This is a genomic window from Pyrobaculum ferrireducens (genome assembly GCF_000234805.1).
Lineage (GTDB): Archaea > Thermoproteota > Thermoprotei > Thermoproteales > Thermoproteaceae > Pyrobaculum > Pyrobaculum ferrireducens.
The window spans coordinates 903,486-919,210 of record NC_016645.1; the positions used below are offsets into that span (position 1 = coordinate 903,486).

The 15,725-nt window shown below is 60.3% G+C and carries 14 protein-coding genes; 7 read left to right on the top strand and 7 right to left on the bottom strand.

Going from position 1 to position 15,725, the window contains the following annotated elements; all coding sequences use genetic code 11:
• Positions 1-64: 64 nt before the first annotated feature.
• Both P186_RS04975 and P186_RS04980 read left to right on the top strand, forming a co-directional pair.
• On the top strand, positions 65-949 hold the full coding sequence (locus P186_RS04975) for an ABC transporter ATP-binding protein (RefSeq protein ID WP_014288345.1): 885 nt from the start codon (positions 65-67) through the stop codon (positions 947-949).
• Complete coding sequence (locus P186_RS04980) at positions 936-1,661, top strand: hypothetical protein (protein ID WP_014288346.1); 726 nt, start codon at positions 936-938, stop codon at positions 1,659-1,661. Before P186_RS04975 ends, P186_RS04980 begins: the two co-directional genes overlap by 14 nt.
• Here P186_RS04980 and P186_RS04985 read toward each other — a convergent pair.
• Positions 1,658-1,987, bottom strand: coding sequence for a GTP cyclohydrolase I (locus tag P186_RS04985; RefSeq protein WP_014288347.1), 330 nt, complete (start codon positions 1,985-1,987; stop codon positions 1,658-1,660). The two genes, P186_RS04980 and P186_RS04985, sit on opposite strands and share 4 nt — an antisense overlap.
• Before the next feature lie 34 nt (positions 1,988-2,021).
• On the opposite strand from P186_RS04985, the gene P186_RS04990 reads away from it, so the two are divergent.
• From P186_RS04990 to P186_RS05005, 4 genes are read left to right on the top strand one after another with little or no spacing between them, the layout of a single operon-like run.
• Positions 2,022-3,635: an alpha-amylase family glycosyl hydrolase gene (locus P186_RS04990; RefSeq protein ID WP_014288348.1), complete on the top strand. Its 1,614-nt coding sequence runs from the start codon at positions 2,022-2,024 to the stop codon at positions 3,633-3,635.
• A gap of 21 nt (positions 3,636-3,656) precedes the next feature.
• Positions 3,657-4,805: an RAD55 family ATPase gene (locus tag P186_RS04995; protein ID WP_014288349.1), complete on the top strand. Its 1,149-nt coding sequence runs from the start codon at positions 3,657-3,659 to the stop codon at positions 4,803-4,805.
• Entirely contained in the window at positions 4,798-5,961 is a 1,164-nt protein-coding gene (locus tag P186_RS05000) for an amidohydrolase family protein (RefSeq protein ID WP_148682743.1), read from the top strand. The genes P186_RS04995 and P186_RS05000 overlap by 8 nt, the downstream gene beginning before the upstream one ends.
• Entirely contained in the window at positions 5,945-6,865 is a 921-nt protein-coding gene (locus tag P186_RS05005; protein WP_014288351.1) for an ABC transporter ATP-binding protein, read from the top strand. Before P186_RS05000 ends, P186_RS05005 begins: the two co-directional genes overlap by 17 nt.
• Here P186_RS05005 and P186_RS05010 read toward each other — a convergent pair.
• On the bottom strand, positions 6,862-8,313 hold the full coding sequence (locus P186_RS05010) for an ABC transporter permease family protein (RefSeq protein ID WP_148682744.1): 1,452 nt from the start codon (positions 8,311-8,313) through the stop codon (positions 6,862-6,864). The genes P186_RS05005 and P186_RS05010 overlap by 4 nt on opposite strands.
• Entirely contained in the window at positions 8,274-9,290 is a 1,017-nt protein-coding gene (locus P186_RS05015) for an extracellular solute-binding protein (RefSeq protein WP_014288353.1), read from the bottom strand. Before P186_RS05015 ends, P186_RS05010 begins: the two co-directional genes overlap by 40 nt.
• Positions 9,291-9,881: 591 nt before the next feature.
• On the opposite strand from P186_RS05015, the gene P186_RS14015 reads away from it, so the two are divergent.
• Entirely contained in the window at positions 9,882-10,499 is a 618-nt protein-coding gene (locus P186_RS14015; RefSeq protein ID WP_014288356.1) for a hypothetical protein, read from the top strand.
• Between the two features lie 42 nt (positions 10,500-10,541).
• Here the strand turns inward: P186_RS14015 and P186_RS05025 are convergent, their stop codons facing one another.
• The 4 genes from P186_RS05025 to P186_RS05040 are packed head-to-tail and all read right to left on the bottom strand — an operon-like array spanning position 10,542 to position 15,715.
• The gene (locus P186_RS05025; protein WP_014288357.1) at positions 10,542-12,764 is read right to left on the bottom strand and encodes an elongation factor EF-2; all 2,223 of its coding nucleotides are present in this window, start codon (positions 12,762-12,764) and stop codon (positions 10,542-10,544) included.
• Between the two features lie 47 nt (positions 12,765-12,811).
• Positions 12,812-13,468: a metal ABC transporter ATP-binding protein gene (locus tag P186_RS05030; protein ID WP_148682745.1), complete on the bottom strand. Its 657-nt coding sequence runs from the start codon at positions 13,466-13,468 to the stop codon at positions 12,812-12,814.
• Positions 13,452-14,375, bottom strand: a complete 924-nt coding sequence (locus tag P186_RS05035; RefSeq protein ID WP_014288359.1) for an iron chelate uptake ABC transporter family permease subunit — start codon at positions 14,373-14,375, stop codon at positions 13,452-13,454. The genes P186_RS05030 and P186_RS05035 overlap by 17 nt, the downstream gene beginning before the upstream one ends.
• Positions 14,372-15,715, bottom strand: coding sequence for an ABC transporter substrate-binding protein (locus P186_RS05040; protein ID WP_014288360.1), 1,344 nt, complete (start codon positions 15,713-15,715; stop codon positions 14,372-14,374). Before P186_RS05040 ends, P186_RS05035 begins: the two co-directional genes overlap by 4 nt.
• Positions 15,716-15,725 lie beyond the last annotated feature (10 nt).

A 15,725-nucleotide genomic window follows, 5' to 3' on the forward strand; every position in this document is an offset into this window, starting at 1 on the left:
CTGGGGTGGTGGTATTTATCCTTTACCTCAAAGCTTATTACCCCCAGTCGTGTTTTGTATAAGCGTGATTGCGTGTGAAAACCTTGGGAGGCGGTACGGCGAGTTCTGGGCTCTGAGGGGGGTCACCTTCGAGGTTGGGAGGGGGGTGGTGCTTGGGGTGCTGGGGCCAAACGGGGCTGGCAAGACGACGTTGGTGCGCATCCTAACTACGGAGCTCATGCCCTCCGAGGGTCGGGCCTCCGTGGCGGGCTTCGACGTGGTGGGGGAGGCGGAGAAGATCAGGCGGGTGGTGGCCGCCGTGCCTCAGGAGAGCAGGCCAATCGACTTCTTGACGCCCTACGAGTTTGTGCTTAGCTACCTCCTGCTTAGGGGGCTCTCCCTTAGGGAGGCTAGGCGGAGGGCCCGGGAGGCGCTGGAAGAGTTCGGCCTCTGGGAGGTGAGGGATCGGGAGGTGGATACCCTGTCGGGGGGTATGAAGAGGCGTGTCCTGATAGCCGCGGTCTTCGCGGCGGATGCAGACGTGGTGTTTCTCGACGAGCCCACCACGGGGCTTGACGTCTACTCCCGGAGGCTTGTGTGGAACTCCGTGGCGGAGATGAAGAGGAGGGGCTCCACGGTTGTGCTCACCACGCACTACGTGGAGGAGGCCGCCGCTCTGAGCGACGTTGTCCTCGTCCTGAGCGGGGGGCGTGTCGTGGACCTGGCCCCTCCGGAGAGGCTGGTGGAGAAGGTCCCCGGGAGGTACGTGGTGGAGGTCTACGGCGCCGACGGCGGGGTTGCTGAGGCTAAATCCGTCGTGGATATCGGGGGCAGGAGGCTGTACTACGTCGACTCCGCGCCAGCCTCCGCCGAGCTCACAAAGCTGGGGACTAGGGTGGTGGTTAGGCAGAAGTCGCTGGAGGACTACGTATTGCTGACCGTGGGGGAGCTGGGCCATGAAGATAGTTAGAGACGCCTTGGTGATCGCCTGGGTGAACGGCTGGATAGCGGCGGTGAGGGGGTGGATATGGGTAGTGGCCAGCTCCGTTAGCCCCGTCTCCTTCCTCGTCATACTCTCCATATACGGAGGAGTGGAGGGGCTTAAGTGGGGCCTCGTGGGGGGCTTTATCTGGACCTTGGCCTCCAACGGCATCTCTCTCATAGGCGACGCCACCTACTACCGCCTCGGTGTTAAGTACCAGAGCATGTTGACCGCGGCGCCTGTATCGCCCGTGGGCTACGCCCTGGGGCTGGCCCTAAGCTCTTTTATCTTCGCCCTCCCCACCTTGGCCGTGTACCTAGCCGTGATGCTGTGGCTGGGTTTGTGGATTCTGACGCCCACCGCCGTGTACGCCTTGGCGGCTCTCTGGCTGGCTTCGGCTGGCGTGGGGTTTACACTAGCCAGCTTTATACGTCATATGAGATACGCCTGGTCTCTGCCGCAGATACTCACCGCGGTGTTTACGGTGGGCTCCCCAGTCTACTACCCGGCGACTCTCCTGCCGAGTCCCTACCTGGGCGTGGTTCTCCCGACCGGCGCGGCAGGCATAATTATACAACACGCCCTGGGCCTCGTTGAGTACGGCGGCGACTTGCTGGCGGCGGCCGCGGCGGCTCTGGCGGCTCAGAGCATGGCCGGGCTCTACTCGCTGGTGAAGCTGGCCCGCTGGAGACAGCCCTAGATATACATGGCCTGTGCCCCGCCCGACTCGGCCACCACCTCGATCTCCACGCCGGAGTAGTACGACTTCAAAATCACCTTGACGTAAGGCGGGTTGACAGCCGCCTTGACCTTTTCAAGGATGTCTACGGCGAGTTCTTCGTGAAGTATCTCGCGGCCCCGGTAGCTGTCTACAATTTTCTTAAACTCCTCAATGGCGAGGGCGGCTCCCCGGGGGATGTACTCCACGGTGATTTCAAAAGAGTCGATGGTTTTGCTAATGGGGCATATAGACTCCCCCCTTGTTTTTAGCCTAACGAGGTGGGGGTTTTTGGAGAGCTTAATCACGGCGTCTGGTTTCTACATTTATTAAATTGTTGAGATGGCCGTGGCTTGCCGCATTGAGAAGTGGAGGTCTGACCCCTACTACGGGAAGGTGGCGGTTGTCCAAGCCGGCCCGGGCTACGTGGTGGGGGACTTCACTGGGTGGATCCACGGCGCGTTTAGAGACCGCGTGGAGTTGCCCCCAGGCGTTTACCGCTTGATGTCCGGGGGAGGCGAGGTTGAGTGCGTTGTGGAGCCGCCCAGCTACCCTTGGCACTTCGCCGTTCCCTATATGTCGGGGGACTGGGGCGGGGTCGTGGAGCTTAGGATCTACGCCCCGGAGCCGCCCGAGGTGCCCGGCGGCGAGGTGGTGGAGCTGTTGCAGGAGGAACGGTTCTCCATATATATGGCCGTGGTGAGGCATCGGCGGTACGAGGTAAGGTGTTGCGGCAAGAAGGCGGGGTTTAGGTCGCCTCCGTACGTGGGCGATCCGGGGATCCGGTCCATGTACGAGGTTCTGCCGGATAGATCGGCTAATAGGCTCGGCTGTAGGGATCTTAGGCGGGAGTTCTGCGGCGGCACTTTAAAAGACGTGGCGCGCGTAGCGGTAGACGCCTCCCGCTTCGCCGACGCGCTGTATCTCCACCCAATATACCCAGCTATGAGCTACCATAGATACGACGTGGTTGACCACTTCCAGGTGGACGAGAGGCTGGGGGGCTGGGCCGCCTTTGAGGCTATGAGGGGGGAGCTGGGCCGCGCCGGGCTGAAGCTGGTGCTGGACCTGGTGCTCTACCACGTAGGCCTCCGCAACCCCCTCTTCCCCGGCGGGCCGTTTATAATACGCGACGGCTCCTACACGCGGCTTGTGACGGAGCTCGCGGCGAGGTTGCCCAGAAGCGCCCTGGCCGGCATGCTGGGGGGCGACCCTCCCTACGAGACCTTTCTAAAAGTGTGGTTTATGCCTAGGCTAGACTACTCAAGGCCGGAGGCTGTGGAGTATGCGCGTAGGGTAGTGGAGTTCTGGGCTCCCCATGTCGACGGTTTTAGGCTTGACGTGGCGCATGGGGTGCCTCCTGGCGTCTGGGAGGAGGTGCTGTCCCCCGCGGAGGGCCGCTACGTGCTGGGGGAGCACGTGGGCAACCCCGCCCCTTTCTACAAGGCGGTTAGGGGCTTCACGGCGTACGTCCTCTACAACGGGCTTATCAACAGCCTTACAAAAGGCGCCGAGGAGGTGGCCGACGCGGTGAATAGATACTTGGCCTTGACGCCGCCCTCAGCCCTGCCCTACATGAATACGTTTCTTGAAAACCACGACGTGGACAGGGCGGCAACGCGCCTCGGCGGTCATGCACAGCTCTCCATGGGATACGCCCTGCTCTTCTCCCTCCCGGGAGTGCCCTCGATCTACTCCGGCGGCGAATGCGGCGAAGGCGGCCTAGCGGCTGACCACACCAATAGGCGGCCCCACACGCCCTGTCCAGACTCGCAACTTGCGAAGCTATTGGAGACGCTGTACAGATTAAGATCCCGGGGGCTGGGGAGGGGGCCCCACTGGGCCTCGGCGAAGAGGGGGAGGATAGAGCTTAAGAGCCTTCAGTCAGGCGTAGAGGTTGGGAGTGGCGGGCTTGTGTTTGGTGATACCTGGGGAGTGCGGGAGGTTAGGTTTTAAAAAGGTGGCGTTTATCTTGCAATGTTGCTAGATTTTAGGGGGGTCACCGCCATATATGGAAGGCCTGGCGTGGGGAAGACAAGCCTCGCCATGAGGATGGCCCACGAGAGGGTGGCGAGGGGCGAAAAGGTGCTCTGGGTCTCGCTCTACGAGGATAGGGACGTCTTTATGAAAAACGCCGCCTCCCTCGGCTATGACCTGCCAAGAGTTGATTTCTGGGATATGATTTTCGTGAAGACCGACGTCATACTCAACCAGATAGTCTCTACCGTCTCGCAGAGCGACTACAGCCTCGTGGTGGTGGACTCCATCTCGTCTCTCGTGGAGGGGCCCCAGTCCCGGGAGTACTTAATAAACGCGGTGTACAGAGTCTTTAGACCCGCCAAGATCGACTTCGTGGGAATCGCCGAGGAGGAGTCCGTAACGCCTCTGGACTACATCGCCGACAACTTGCTGAGGCTCGAGCTGCGGATTGGCAGAAACGTCACGGAAAGACTTATGTACGTTGTCAAGTCCAGGGGGAGGAGGGCGGGCTACACAGTGGAGTTCGACATCCTGGAGGGTCAGGGCGTTGTATTCCTCGACGATCTCCCCCGCCCCGCCCCCCGGGCCGCGTGGGAGGCGGCAACCGAGGCGCTGCCACAGCCCATGGGGCCTGTGAGGGGGGGCCGCATATACCTATTCGTGGGATGTGACTTCACCCCACTTCTGGCCAGGGTCGCGGCCGACCTATCCCGCGAGGGGCGCAAGGTATTGTACCGCGTCTTTGGCCGAGGCGCCTTTTCAGTGGAGAGGCTGATCGAGAAGTACGGCGGGAAGGCGGTGGTGCAGAGGGTGGAACCGAGGCCCCAGAGCCACTTCACCCACATGAAAAACCTATACGACTCTCTTACCGAGACAGACGCCGATGTTGTAGTGTCCGACGGCGTAGATATGGAGTTCTTTATTTACGGCCGAAAGGCCTTCGAGCTAAACAAGACTGAGTTCGACGAGCTGAGGCGGCTTGGGATAGCGACATTGGTAAATGCTTGTAGAGACAGGGGCCTTAGAGTAGTGGCCGACGTCACTGCGCAACTTCACGACGGAGAGGTTCTCCTCACATCGCCGGAGGGTGGCACTAGGTGCCGCTACGAGGTCCAGCCGCTCCCAAGGCTGGCTTGTAATGTCTGAATGCATATGGATTGAGGGTCGGGCATACATCGCCGGGGGCTTCCGCCGGGTGAGACTCGGGAGGCGGGGATGCAGGCCTCTCCAGCTCTCAAACAGCTACCTAATCCTGCCAGGCTTCGTCGACATCCATGTGCACTTCAGAGACTGGGGGCTTGCGTACAAGGAGACGCTGATGGGTGGCGCCAGGTCGGCGCTGGCGGGCGGCGTAGTGGCGGTGGGTGACATGCCCAACACCAAGCCCCACATTAGAACAGCTGAGCTGTACAGAAGACGAATGGAGGAGGGGTCGAGGCTCCCCATCATCTACCGGCTACACATGGGCGTCCCCGAGGACGTGGGGGAGCTCCATGCCGCGAAGCCGCGCTCAGTCAAGATCTACCCAGAAGACGTTGAGAGATACGGATGGGGCCACGTAGAGGCGGTGGGCAGGGCATGCGCGGAGCTGGGGTGCCTCCTCGTCTTCCACTGCGAAGATCCGGCTTATTTCAGAGGCGGCGACAGGCCGCCGGAGGCGGAGCTGGCTTGTGTAGAGAGGGCTTGGGCCGTCGCGCGGAGGACTGGGACGAGGATACATCTCACCCACGTGACCCTCCCCCAGACGGCCGAGCTCTCGCGGGGGTGGGCCACAGTAGACGTCACACCGCATCACCTGTTGCTCGACAGGGAAAACTGCAGACACCGTGGTCTCTGCCACGTAAACCCCCGGCTGAGGACGCCGGAGCTCCGCAGAGGCCTTTTGGCCGCCCTCGCCGCTGGGATGATCGACGTATACGCCACGGACCACGCCCCCCATACACTGGAGGAGAAGAACTCCGGCGACCCCCCGCCTGGGATATGTAGCCTAGACGTGGCTCTCAGCCTGTTGCTGAGCTTGTGGAGGGCGGGGGTCGTCGACTTGGGCGACGTGGTTAGGCTCTACTCCTGCAGACCCTCGCGCCTATTGGGCGTAGACGTGGGCATAGAGCGGGGCCTCTTCACCGTGGTTAAGCTGGAGGAGTTCGTAGTGAGAGGCGGCGAATTTGCGGGTAGCTGTCTACACACGCCTTTCGAGGGGTTTAGAGCTTTTGGACGCGTCGTGGCCACCGCCGTGGGCGGGAGGGTTTACTTCTCCAACGGCGAGGTCTACGACATATCTCCCCATGTCGATAGAGCTTAGGGGGGTTTTGAAAAACTTTGGCGACTTCGCCCTGGGCCCCATAGATCTTGCGGTTGCCAGTGGGGAGAGGGTAGCGGTAGTGGGGCCCTCCGGCTCTGGCAAGTCGACCCTTCTCAGGATAGTGGCTGGCTTGACGGCTCCCGACGGGGGGAGGGTCTACATAGATGGCGTGGACGTTACGGATGTGGAGCCGTGGAGGCGCGGGGTGGGGATGGTGTTTCAAAGCCCCGCCCTCTTCCCCTCCATGACTGTGCTTGAAAACGTGGCTGAGCCCCTCTTGTCGCGTGGGGTGGGTAGGGGGGAGGCCTTCTCTAGGGCTAGGGAGGTTCTGGAGAGGCTGGGACTTGCGAGACTCGCCCATAGATACCCAGCCCAGCTCAGCAGGGGCCAGCAACAGAGGGTGTCTATTGCGAGGGCGCTCGCGGCTGAGCCGCGGGTTCTGCTGTTCGACGAGCCTCTCACGGCTCTGGACATACCGCTGAGAGGGGAGGTTCTGCCCTACATCTACGAGGCGTCGAGGGGGCGCACTGTTCTGTACGTAACGCACGACTTCGAGGAGGCTACGTACATCGCGGAGAGAGTGGTCGTGCTTATGGAGGGGAGGGTGGCGGCCGACGGCGGCGCGGTGGAGCTTTTCGAAAATCCGCCGAATCCCAGAGTCGCCGAGTTCCTCGGCTACAGCAACAAACTGCCTAGTGGTTGCGGGGTCTTGTACTTCAGGCCGTGGGACGTGAAGCCCGGCGCCACTCACAGAGGCGTCGTCTTGGCCGTCTGGTACAGGGCTGGGCGGCATGAGGTGTTGGTAGACGTCGGGGGGAGCCGCGTGAGATTGATATGGCCCGGGAAGCCGCCCCTCGACGTTGTGGAGTTCGACGTGGTGAAGAGCCGCTGTTTCCCTGGCTAAATGGTAAAGGGCCTCGTCTTCACCAGTCTAGAAGCCGCTAGGGTGGCCAGTACTATGGTGGCTAGTAGCGCCGAGTAGAAATGCCCTGTCTCTATGAGGTCGGGTGCCCTAGATGTGAGGAGCCGCACGGCGGCGGCGGACAGGGTCTCGGACCCCCCGGTTGTGAGAATAAGGGCAAGAGTTGTCTCGGATAGAGAAGAGGCGAGGGACATGAGCCACGTCTGCAGTACGGTAGGCCCCAGCATCTCCGTAGCGATTCTAGTCACGCATTTAAACGGCCCGAGGTAGAGGACACAAGCCTCTCTTACGTCCTGCCGTATCTTCTCCCAAGCGGGTTTAATGAGAGAGTATGCTAGGGGCGTGATAACTAGCGTGTGCGCCGCGGCTAGTATAAGCGCCGTGCCGTACAGCGGCTGTGCTAGGTGGAAGAACCCCAGAGCAAAGAGACTCTTCGAGAGAGAGATAGCAACTATATATATAGCCACGGGGTGCCTCTTCCCCGCCGACTCCGCGATCAGGAAGGAGATCGCCGCCATAAGCGACGAGGTTGCAGAAAGGACCGCCACCAATACGCTTGTGGTCAAAGGCTGGGCGAGCTCCCCCAGCCCCCTCGGCTGTGCAAGGGGCTGGAAGAGGTAGAAGCTCAAGATGACGTAGTACGCCAACACGGCGGTCGACGCCGCAAGCGCCGCTGCGCCCACCCTCGGGGGCCTGGGGGCCTGTTCTGCAGAGGGCGGGGCAGGTAGCTTAAAGAATAGAATTGCCAAAGCCAGCGAAACGGCTAGGGTGAGAAGTATTGTTGTGGAGACTAGGTTCGACGACGCGAAGGATGTGGCGTAGATGTAGACCAGGAGCTCCAGTGTGGGGTAGCGGCCTCCGAGGAGGAGCGGCGTGGTAAAACTCAGAAAGCTAAATACAAAGACGGTGTAGAAGGAGTAGAGAACTGCGGGCCTTAGCTCATACATGAAAATCCTCAGCCTGGCGGCGGCCCTCCTTGCGTATATGTCTACGGCGTCGAGGAGATCCGCCGGTATAGACCGCGCGTTTGCCTCCAGCAACAAGGCGGCGTAGGGGGCGTAGTAAACCCCATGCGCCAGCACCACGCCCCAGGGGCTGTACATAACGTCTCCGTGAAGCCTAATCAAGGCGTCTACGGTGGAGAGGGCCGGGGCGAAGAAAGGTATCAGCGCCACGGCCCTCGCCCAGGGCAGGCGTAGGTAGGCGGGTAGCAGGGCAAAGCCCCCCGCCAGCGACAGCGCCGCCGAGAGAAGCGCCTGCGCCACCGTAAATCCGAATACCCGCAACGTGTAGCTGTCCACGGCGAGGGCAACGCCGTAGTTGGCGAGTAGAAGGGCGTAGGGCGTCGTGTAGGCAATTAGGAAAAAAAGAGGCGGGAGTAGATACGGCCTCACCCAGTGGCGATTTCTCTCTGCCACCTCAGCCTCCACTCGTCGGCTTTTGAGCCGAGGGCTGGGTTGTACACCACGACCGACTTGGGTTGCGGTAGGCCGATGTTGTTCTTAACTACGGCGTCGGGCCTGACGGGCAACATGTAGTTATAGGGATCAACCAAGTCCTGCCCCTCTTTACTCAAGGCAAATTTCACAAACTCCACGGCGAGCTCTCTATTCCTCGCGTTTTTAAGCACAGCCACCCCCTCTCTGTACAAAAAGGCGCTGTACGTCGAGGCCTTCATATGGGGCGTCCCGGGGTCAATGACGTGGCTGAACCACGACAGAGCCACCAATACGTCGCCCCTCTTCAACGCGTTTCTAAGCGGTGTAAAGCCGCTTGGGTACCCCACCTTAGCTATCTGGCCCGCCAGCTTTTTCAAGTAGGCCCAGCCCTCATCCTCGCCCTTTACAGACATCACCCACGACAAGACTGCGAGGCCTGTGCCGGACTGCACCGGGTTTGGGTACGTCACGAGGCCTCTGTACTCGGGCTTCAGCAAGTCGTCGAGAGTCTCCGGCGGCTTTATCCCCAGCCTCTCCAGCGCCGTGGCGTTGTACACAATCCCTATGTAGGACTTGTCAAGCGGGTAGACGCAGTGGTGGGGGTCCCAAAACTCCTCCCGGGGCACCCCCTCCACCTTGAGGTCTGGGCAGTACAACACCCCCTTGTCCACCAGCACGGTGTAGTAGAACTCGGGAACGCCGATCGCCACGTCCCAAGGCGGGTTGTCCCTATTCCTCACCAACTCGTTCACCATCTCCACGGCCCCGCCCAGCGGCACAAAAGTGGCGTTTACCCCGTACTTCTCGCTAAACTTCTTCGCCAGCGCAACCCCCAGATCTCGGATGCCAGCCGGCCCCACGATGACCAGCTTCTTCGCCGTGGTCTGCTGAAAGGCGGTGAAGGCCAGGTAGACAGCCACGACGGCGGCGACGACGGCCAAAACCGCCAATATGGCTCTTATAGACATGCCACTGTAGACTTATAGATTTTAAAAAATTACCTCTAAGCAGATTAATGCATATGATGAAACGGCCGTGACTTGAAAAGTGAAGAGGTGTTTCTAAACTGATTAGAAGACTTTTTTCAGTCATTTCCCGGTGCGCGGGAACTGCGCCGCTACATATCTTTATATATGGGGGTGTTTTCTGGAAGTTTTGGCGGGGTCTATGGATGTGTTGGTTTTAAAACAGTACCCTCAATTTACAGATATTATCGATATATAGACTAGTTTGTTGGAACTTCTATCTATATATTTTTTCTTTTTGACTGATTTAAAGTGGGTTGTTTGATGGTTTTTGTTTTTGTATAGGGGGTCTGGTATCTTCGCCGAGGAAGGGTTTAAATGGGTTTAAACCGGCGTCTGCGGGGTGGTTGTTCTTAGACCTGGGCTCCCGCCCTTCGCCTTGCTCCACTACAGAGACTTCGACGTGGTGTGTTCGGAGCTGGGCGGGGTTTGTGAGCACCTAGATAGATAACTCTAGTGAACATCTTTAGAAAGCTGGCGCGAGGCGAATGAGATGCCGAGGCGCGCGGGGAGGCTGGGAGACGCGCCGTGGGTATGCTCCTACACGACGTGCTGGGAGACGGAACTGTGACGGCGGACAAGGTTGTGCTGTACGTCGGCGGCGGGGAGGAGGATGAAGTGCCGGCTGAGGTCAAGGCCGACCTCTACTATGCACTGCTGAGGGGATTGGGGTATCAGCCGAAGATGCGCAAAGCCGGAGGCATCGTCCACATAAAGCTGTACGGCGGGGAGGCGAGGAAGTTCGCCCGGGATGCTTTGCCGTATCTAGTGGGGCTTGAGCGTATGCTTGAGGAGGTGAAGGGCGATGAACAGATTTATTCCAAGGTGGAGAAGATGATCGAGATGGCCAAGGCAGAAAAAGTGAAGGCACGGGTTGAGGACTTTAAGGAGAGCCGCGAAGTTGCATTAGAAAAGGAGGCGAGTTTCTTCAAAACCAGAGGCGGCGTGATTAAGGGCTACGTAAACATACACGCAGGCGCCAAGGGCGGGCCGGAGGCGGACTACATACGCACCGCCGCAGTGCTGAAAGCCCTAGGAGTAGAGAAGTGGGGTAAACAGAAAAGGCAGATAAGACTCACCGGCGGCGCCCTAGTTGCGTTCATGCGCCTAGAGCCGGTGTGCGCCGCGCTAGGCATATGTCAAAAGGTTTAAAAACGCGTACTATATATGCGAACTGCTGGCGCCTCTAATCAACTAGAAGACCTCTACAAAGTCGGTGGGCTTTGGTATCTCCTCCTTCAGCCCCTTCTTCTTTCTAATCTGCTTGACGAAGTCGGCGAGCATCGACTCTGGGTAGGGGGCCCAGCGGGCGAACTGCATTGACCAGAAGATCTTACCGGCGGCGGCGGCGCGGAGCTCGTCGCTGATGGTAAAGGACTCGAGCACCGGCAACTCGGCCCTTAGAAACGCCATGTACTCCTGCTGGGTCATGTCTAGGATTTTGCCTCTGTGTTTGTTGAGCACAGACGTCACGGCTCCTATGTAGTCAGGCGCCACCTTGATGTCGAGCCTCATCAAAGGCTCTAGCAACGTCGGCCTCGCCGAGAGCACCGCCGCGAATATGGCGTTTTTGGTGGCTGGCATTATCTGGGCGGGTCCGCGGTGGGCGGGGTCCTCGTGGACCACGGCGTCTACGAGCACCACCTTGACGCCCCTCATGGGCTCCTGGGCCAGGGGGCCGGCCTCCACCGCCCACCTAAAGCCCTGGACTATATAATCTCTTATCTCGCGGAGGTACTGGATGCCCGATGTCTTGTCCACGATGACGTTGAAGTACCTGTCGTCGATTGCCCATATGCCCCTCGCCTCGTCGGTGTCCCAGCCGGCCTTCTCCCTCAAGATCTTGGCCCTCTCCCTGGGATCCTGTTCCTCCGTAATCTCCCTGGTGGCTATCAGCTCGACAGTGGTCTCGTCGAGGGGCTCCACGTAGAAGTAGAGGCGGTTGTGCTTATTTGGCGACTTGCCCTCCCACACCTGGGACCTCTCCCTTACGGTCTCTCTGAAGCGTATGAGCGGCGGCGACACGGTGAACTCGGTCTTCGTCCTCTCCTTGAGGAGCCACGTGGCGATTTCGAGGTGGAGCGTGCCGACGCCGGAGAGCAGTATCTGGCCAGTCTCCTGGTCGATCTTTAGGTCGAGGGTTGGGTCCTCTATGACTAGGTCTTTCAACGCCTCAACCAGCCTCGCCAGCTCCGCCGGGTTTTTCGGCTCGATTGCGACGGTCACCACAGGCTCAGAGATGTACCTCATCTTTTCAAACGGCGGGATTTCGCTCAGCTTCGGATCCACCAGGGTGTCGCCGGCTCTGGCCTCGTCGACTCCCATCAACGCCACAATGTTGCCCGCCGGCATGTAGGGCACTATAATCCTCGAGGGGCCCATGTAGATGTAGGTCTGCAGGACCTTCTTCTTCATCTTCCTGCCGATGATGTATATCTCGTCTCCCTCCCTGATTGTGCCCGAGAAGACGCGGCCGGTTGCAATAAGCCCGGCGTGCGGATCCTTATTAACCTTCGAAACGGCGATGACGGTGGGGCCGTTGGGGTCTGCCTCGAGTAGGGCCTTGCCCACGTCGCTGTTCAGCTCCCCGCGCCACAGCCTGGGAATTCTGTACTTCTGCGCCACGTTGGGCGGCGGGACGTGTTCAATTATCATGGAGAGGATTGTCTTGTACAGTGGGAACTCCTCCGCCAGCTTATCCACGTACCCTTTCTCATAGGCATCTACAATATTGCTGAACTTCATCCCGGCTTTCTGCGCCATTGGTATCGTAATGCCCCACTTGTGGAGGGCGGAGCCCAGCGCCATCTGGCCCTTGCCCGGGTCAATCTTCCACTTGTCTTTAAACTCAGGCGGGGCGAACATGTCTATCAACGCGTTGAAGTCCTTCACGATTGTGAGGATCCTCTGCTGGATCTCCTGCGGCGACAGCCTCAGCTCCTTTATTAAGCGGTCGATTTTGTTTATGAAGAGGACTGGTCTGACGTACTCCTCCAGCGCCTGCCTCACCACAGTCTCCGTCTGCGTCATGACGCCCTCAACGGAGTCCACCACCACGAGGCCCCCGTCCATAACCCTCAGCGACCTCGTTACGTGCCCCGTGAAGTCCACGTGGCCCGGGGTGTCGACGAAGTTGATTAGGTAGGGCTTCCCCCCGTGCTCGAAGTACAGCGAAATATTTGCAGCCTTCACAGTCATCTGCCGCAACTGCTCAATTGGGACGTAGTCCATAGCCAGGGCCTTACCCGCCACCTTAGGCGAGAGTAGGCCGGCACCCATTAGAAGCGAATCCGACGTGGTGGTCTTGCCGTGGTCCACATGAGCCAGAGTACCCGCGTTTCGTATCTGCGCCGGGTTTTTGGCAATTGCCAGAATTTCGTCAAGTTGCTTCTCCACTACCCTTACCGCCGACGACATCGCCCAGCCTCACTCACATATTTATATTCTTTTCCCCTACGAAGCCCCTAGCGGGATCCGCCGCACTCAGCCTCCGCGAGTCGCGGCTGGTAATCCGCGGAGGGTCCGAGCCACGTAACCACGCCGTTTTCCATCTGGAGGACGTAGTGGCAACAGCTAAGAACGTCGCCGTGGTGTGTGGACACCACCACGAGCCTCCCCCTAGACAAGCCGCGGAGGACCTCCATGACCCTCCCCCGCCAGTCCCCGTGGAGGTTGGAGAGGGGCTCGTCTAGCAGGAGCAGATCGGCCTCGGAGGCCAGCGCCGCCGCTATCACAAGCCTCTGCCTCTGCCCCCCGCTGAGGGTGGAGATCCTCCTCTTCAGTAGATCTGCCGCCTCCAGCAACTCCGCGTACTCAGCCGCCTTCTCCACGTCTTCCCGGCCCACCGGCCGCCTGCCGAACCTCGTCCTCCCCGCCAGCACCACGTCTAGGCCTGTGGCCTCCGGCGGCGTGTAGAAATCCCCCACGTACACCCTGGAGGACACGCCCACGTACTCCACACGGCCCGAGTCGGGCTTCAAGAGGCCCGCCAGTATTTTCATGAGGGTGGTCTTGCCCGAGCCGTTCGGCCCGACGACGCAGGTCACCCCCTCCTCTACGCGGCCCTTGGCGGCTAGCTGGAAGTCCCCCAGCCTCTTCACTACGTTAAACTCCACGTACATAACGCCAGAAGAGGGCCACTGCGAAGGGCACGCCCACCAGCGACATGACGACGCTGGACGGTACGTCTCTAGGGAGCAGGGCCCTGGTCACGGCGTCGGCTAGAAGCGCCAGCGCGATGCCCGAGGCCACCGCGGGCGTGACGAGCTTATCAAACCTGTGGCTACCAGCAGACCACCTAGCTATGTGCGGAGCCATTAAGCCGACGAAACCCACGGGCCCGACAGAGGCCACGGCTAGGCCGGTGGCCGCGGCCGCGAGCGCCGTGATCAGAACATTCACCCTCCTCACCGGGACTCCGAGGCCGGCCGCCGCCTCCTCGCCGTGGGCGTAGGCGGCGATCCACCTGGAGTACCTCCAGGCAACGGCCACGACAGGCAGGAGCGCCAGCGCCAGCGCGTACCCCACAGCGCCCGGGGGGTAGGCGGCGAAGGAGCCCTGCATAGCCAAGTAGACGTAGCCCAGCTCCTCCGGCGGCAGAAGCATCAAGAGGAGCTGAAGCACAGCACTCGTGAGAAAAGCCGTCATAACCCCCGCAATCAGCACGGCGTATAGAGACGCCCGTGTGGAGAGGGTAAGCAACAACAGCGAGGCGGCGGCCGCGCCGGCCAGCGCGCCTCCGAGGTAGCCCACGTACTGCATATGGAAAAACCTCCAAGCTAGATACGACAAGAGGGCGGTCAGCGCCGAGGCCCCGCTCACGCCGAGGACGTAGGGATCGGCCAGGGGGTTCCTCAAGGCGGTCTGGAGCAACAAACCAGCCAGCGAAAGCGCGGCGCCGGCGAGCACCGCGCCGAGGACCCTCGGCACCCTAACCGCCTCGATAACCCCCCAGTCGAGGCCCGCGGGTCCCCAGAGTAGGTTAAAAAAGAGGAGCAACGCCGCCGATATGTACAGTACAGACCTCACCTCAACTGGCGAAAGAGAGTGAAGTTGCCCGGCGGCGCCACCTCCGGGTGTATAATCCAAATGAGCTCCTCCAGCACCTTCTCCGGGTAGGCGTTTGCCAGCTGGTAGTACGCCGGGCTGTAGGCGTAGACTCTGCCTGTGATAACCGGCCTCAGCTCCTTCAGCCTAGGCTCGATTTTCAGGAGGTCCTCCACCCTGTCGACGCCGTAGCCGCTCCACACCAACACATCTACGTCGTTCTTATGCTTAAGGACCACCTCCATGTCCACCCTGCTGTAGTTGGCGTAGGCGTACCTCCCCCCGGCGAGCCTAATCAAATCCCTCGCGCCGGGGCCCGCCGGGTAGAGCACGCCTCCGTATATGATAAACCATGCCACCCTCGGCCTGTCGAGATCCGCGACAAGCGACGCGAGGCTCTTCCACCTAGACTCAACGTCGTTGAAAACCCTCACCCCCACCCAGGTTAGGTTGTAGAACGGCGCGATGAACTTAATCCACTCAGCCCTACCCAGCGCCTCAGCCTCCTGGAACTCGTTCACAACGACGTAGGGAATGCCCAGCTGATCCAGCTTCTTAACCACGCTTTCCGTGCCGTAGGGACCGGGGTAGAAGTATACAAACACCACGTCTGGCCTGAGCTTCGCAATAGCCTCGTAGTTGGGGGAGTAGGCCGGCCCCACGTCTGCGATGGAGCCGTTGTTCAGCATATCAGCTATCTCCTTCAGATGCCACGTGTACTCCCTCCCCCACATAATCCCGGCGATGCTCCTCAAAACCCCCACCTCGCCGCTCTCCTTATACAGCCTATAGGCCAAGGCAACCTGTGTCGAGGACATGTAGACAGCCCTCTCCACCGGGTACCTCACCACCACAGCCGGCTTGTACTTAGCCACGTAGTACGCGGCGAGGTCCTGCTGCATCCCCCTCGGCACCAGCAGGATCCTCCGCCCCATGGCGTCTGTGAGGATGTAAACGTCGCCGTCGTAGGCCACGCTGAACAGCCTCGCGTAGCGCACCTCCACACCGCCCACTGGCGCCGACGCCACGCGTTGATACATCCTCACCTCCCTCAGCAAGTCGCCCACTGTCTTGTTCAAAGCCGCTATCTCCCTGTCCCTAGCCGCAAGCGACGACCTCAGCTGCTCCACCTCGGCCCTCAATGCCTTGAGGCCGTTCCCTATGTCGTCAAGCCTATTCTGGAGATTTGACAATCCAGAATTTACACCCCCCAGAGAGCTGTTTAAACTGCCCAGAGCTGTGAGAGACGCCGCCAGCGCGGCCGCCGCAAGCGCTATGGCCACCGCCAGCGTTGTGTAAAGTATTTTTTGAGACTGGTTCATAAGTTGGAGA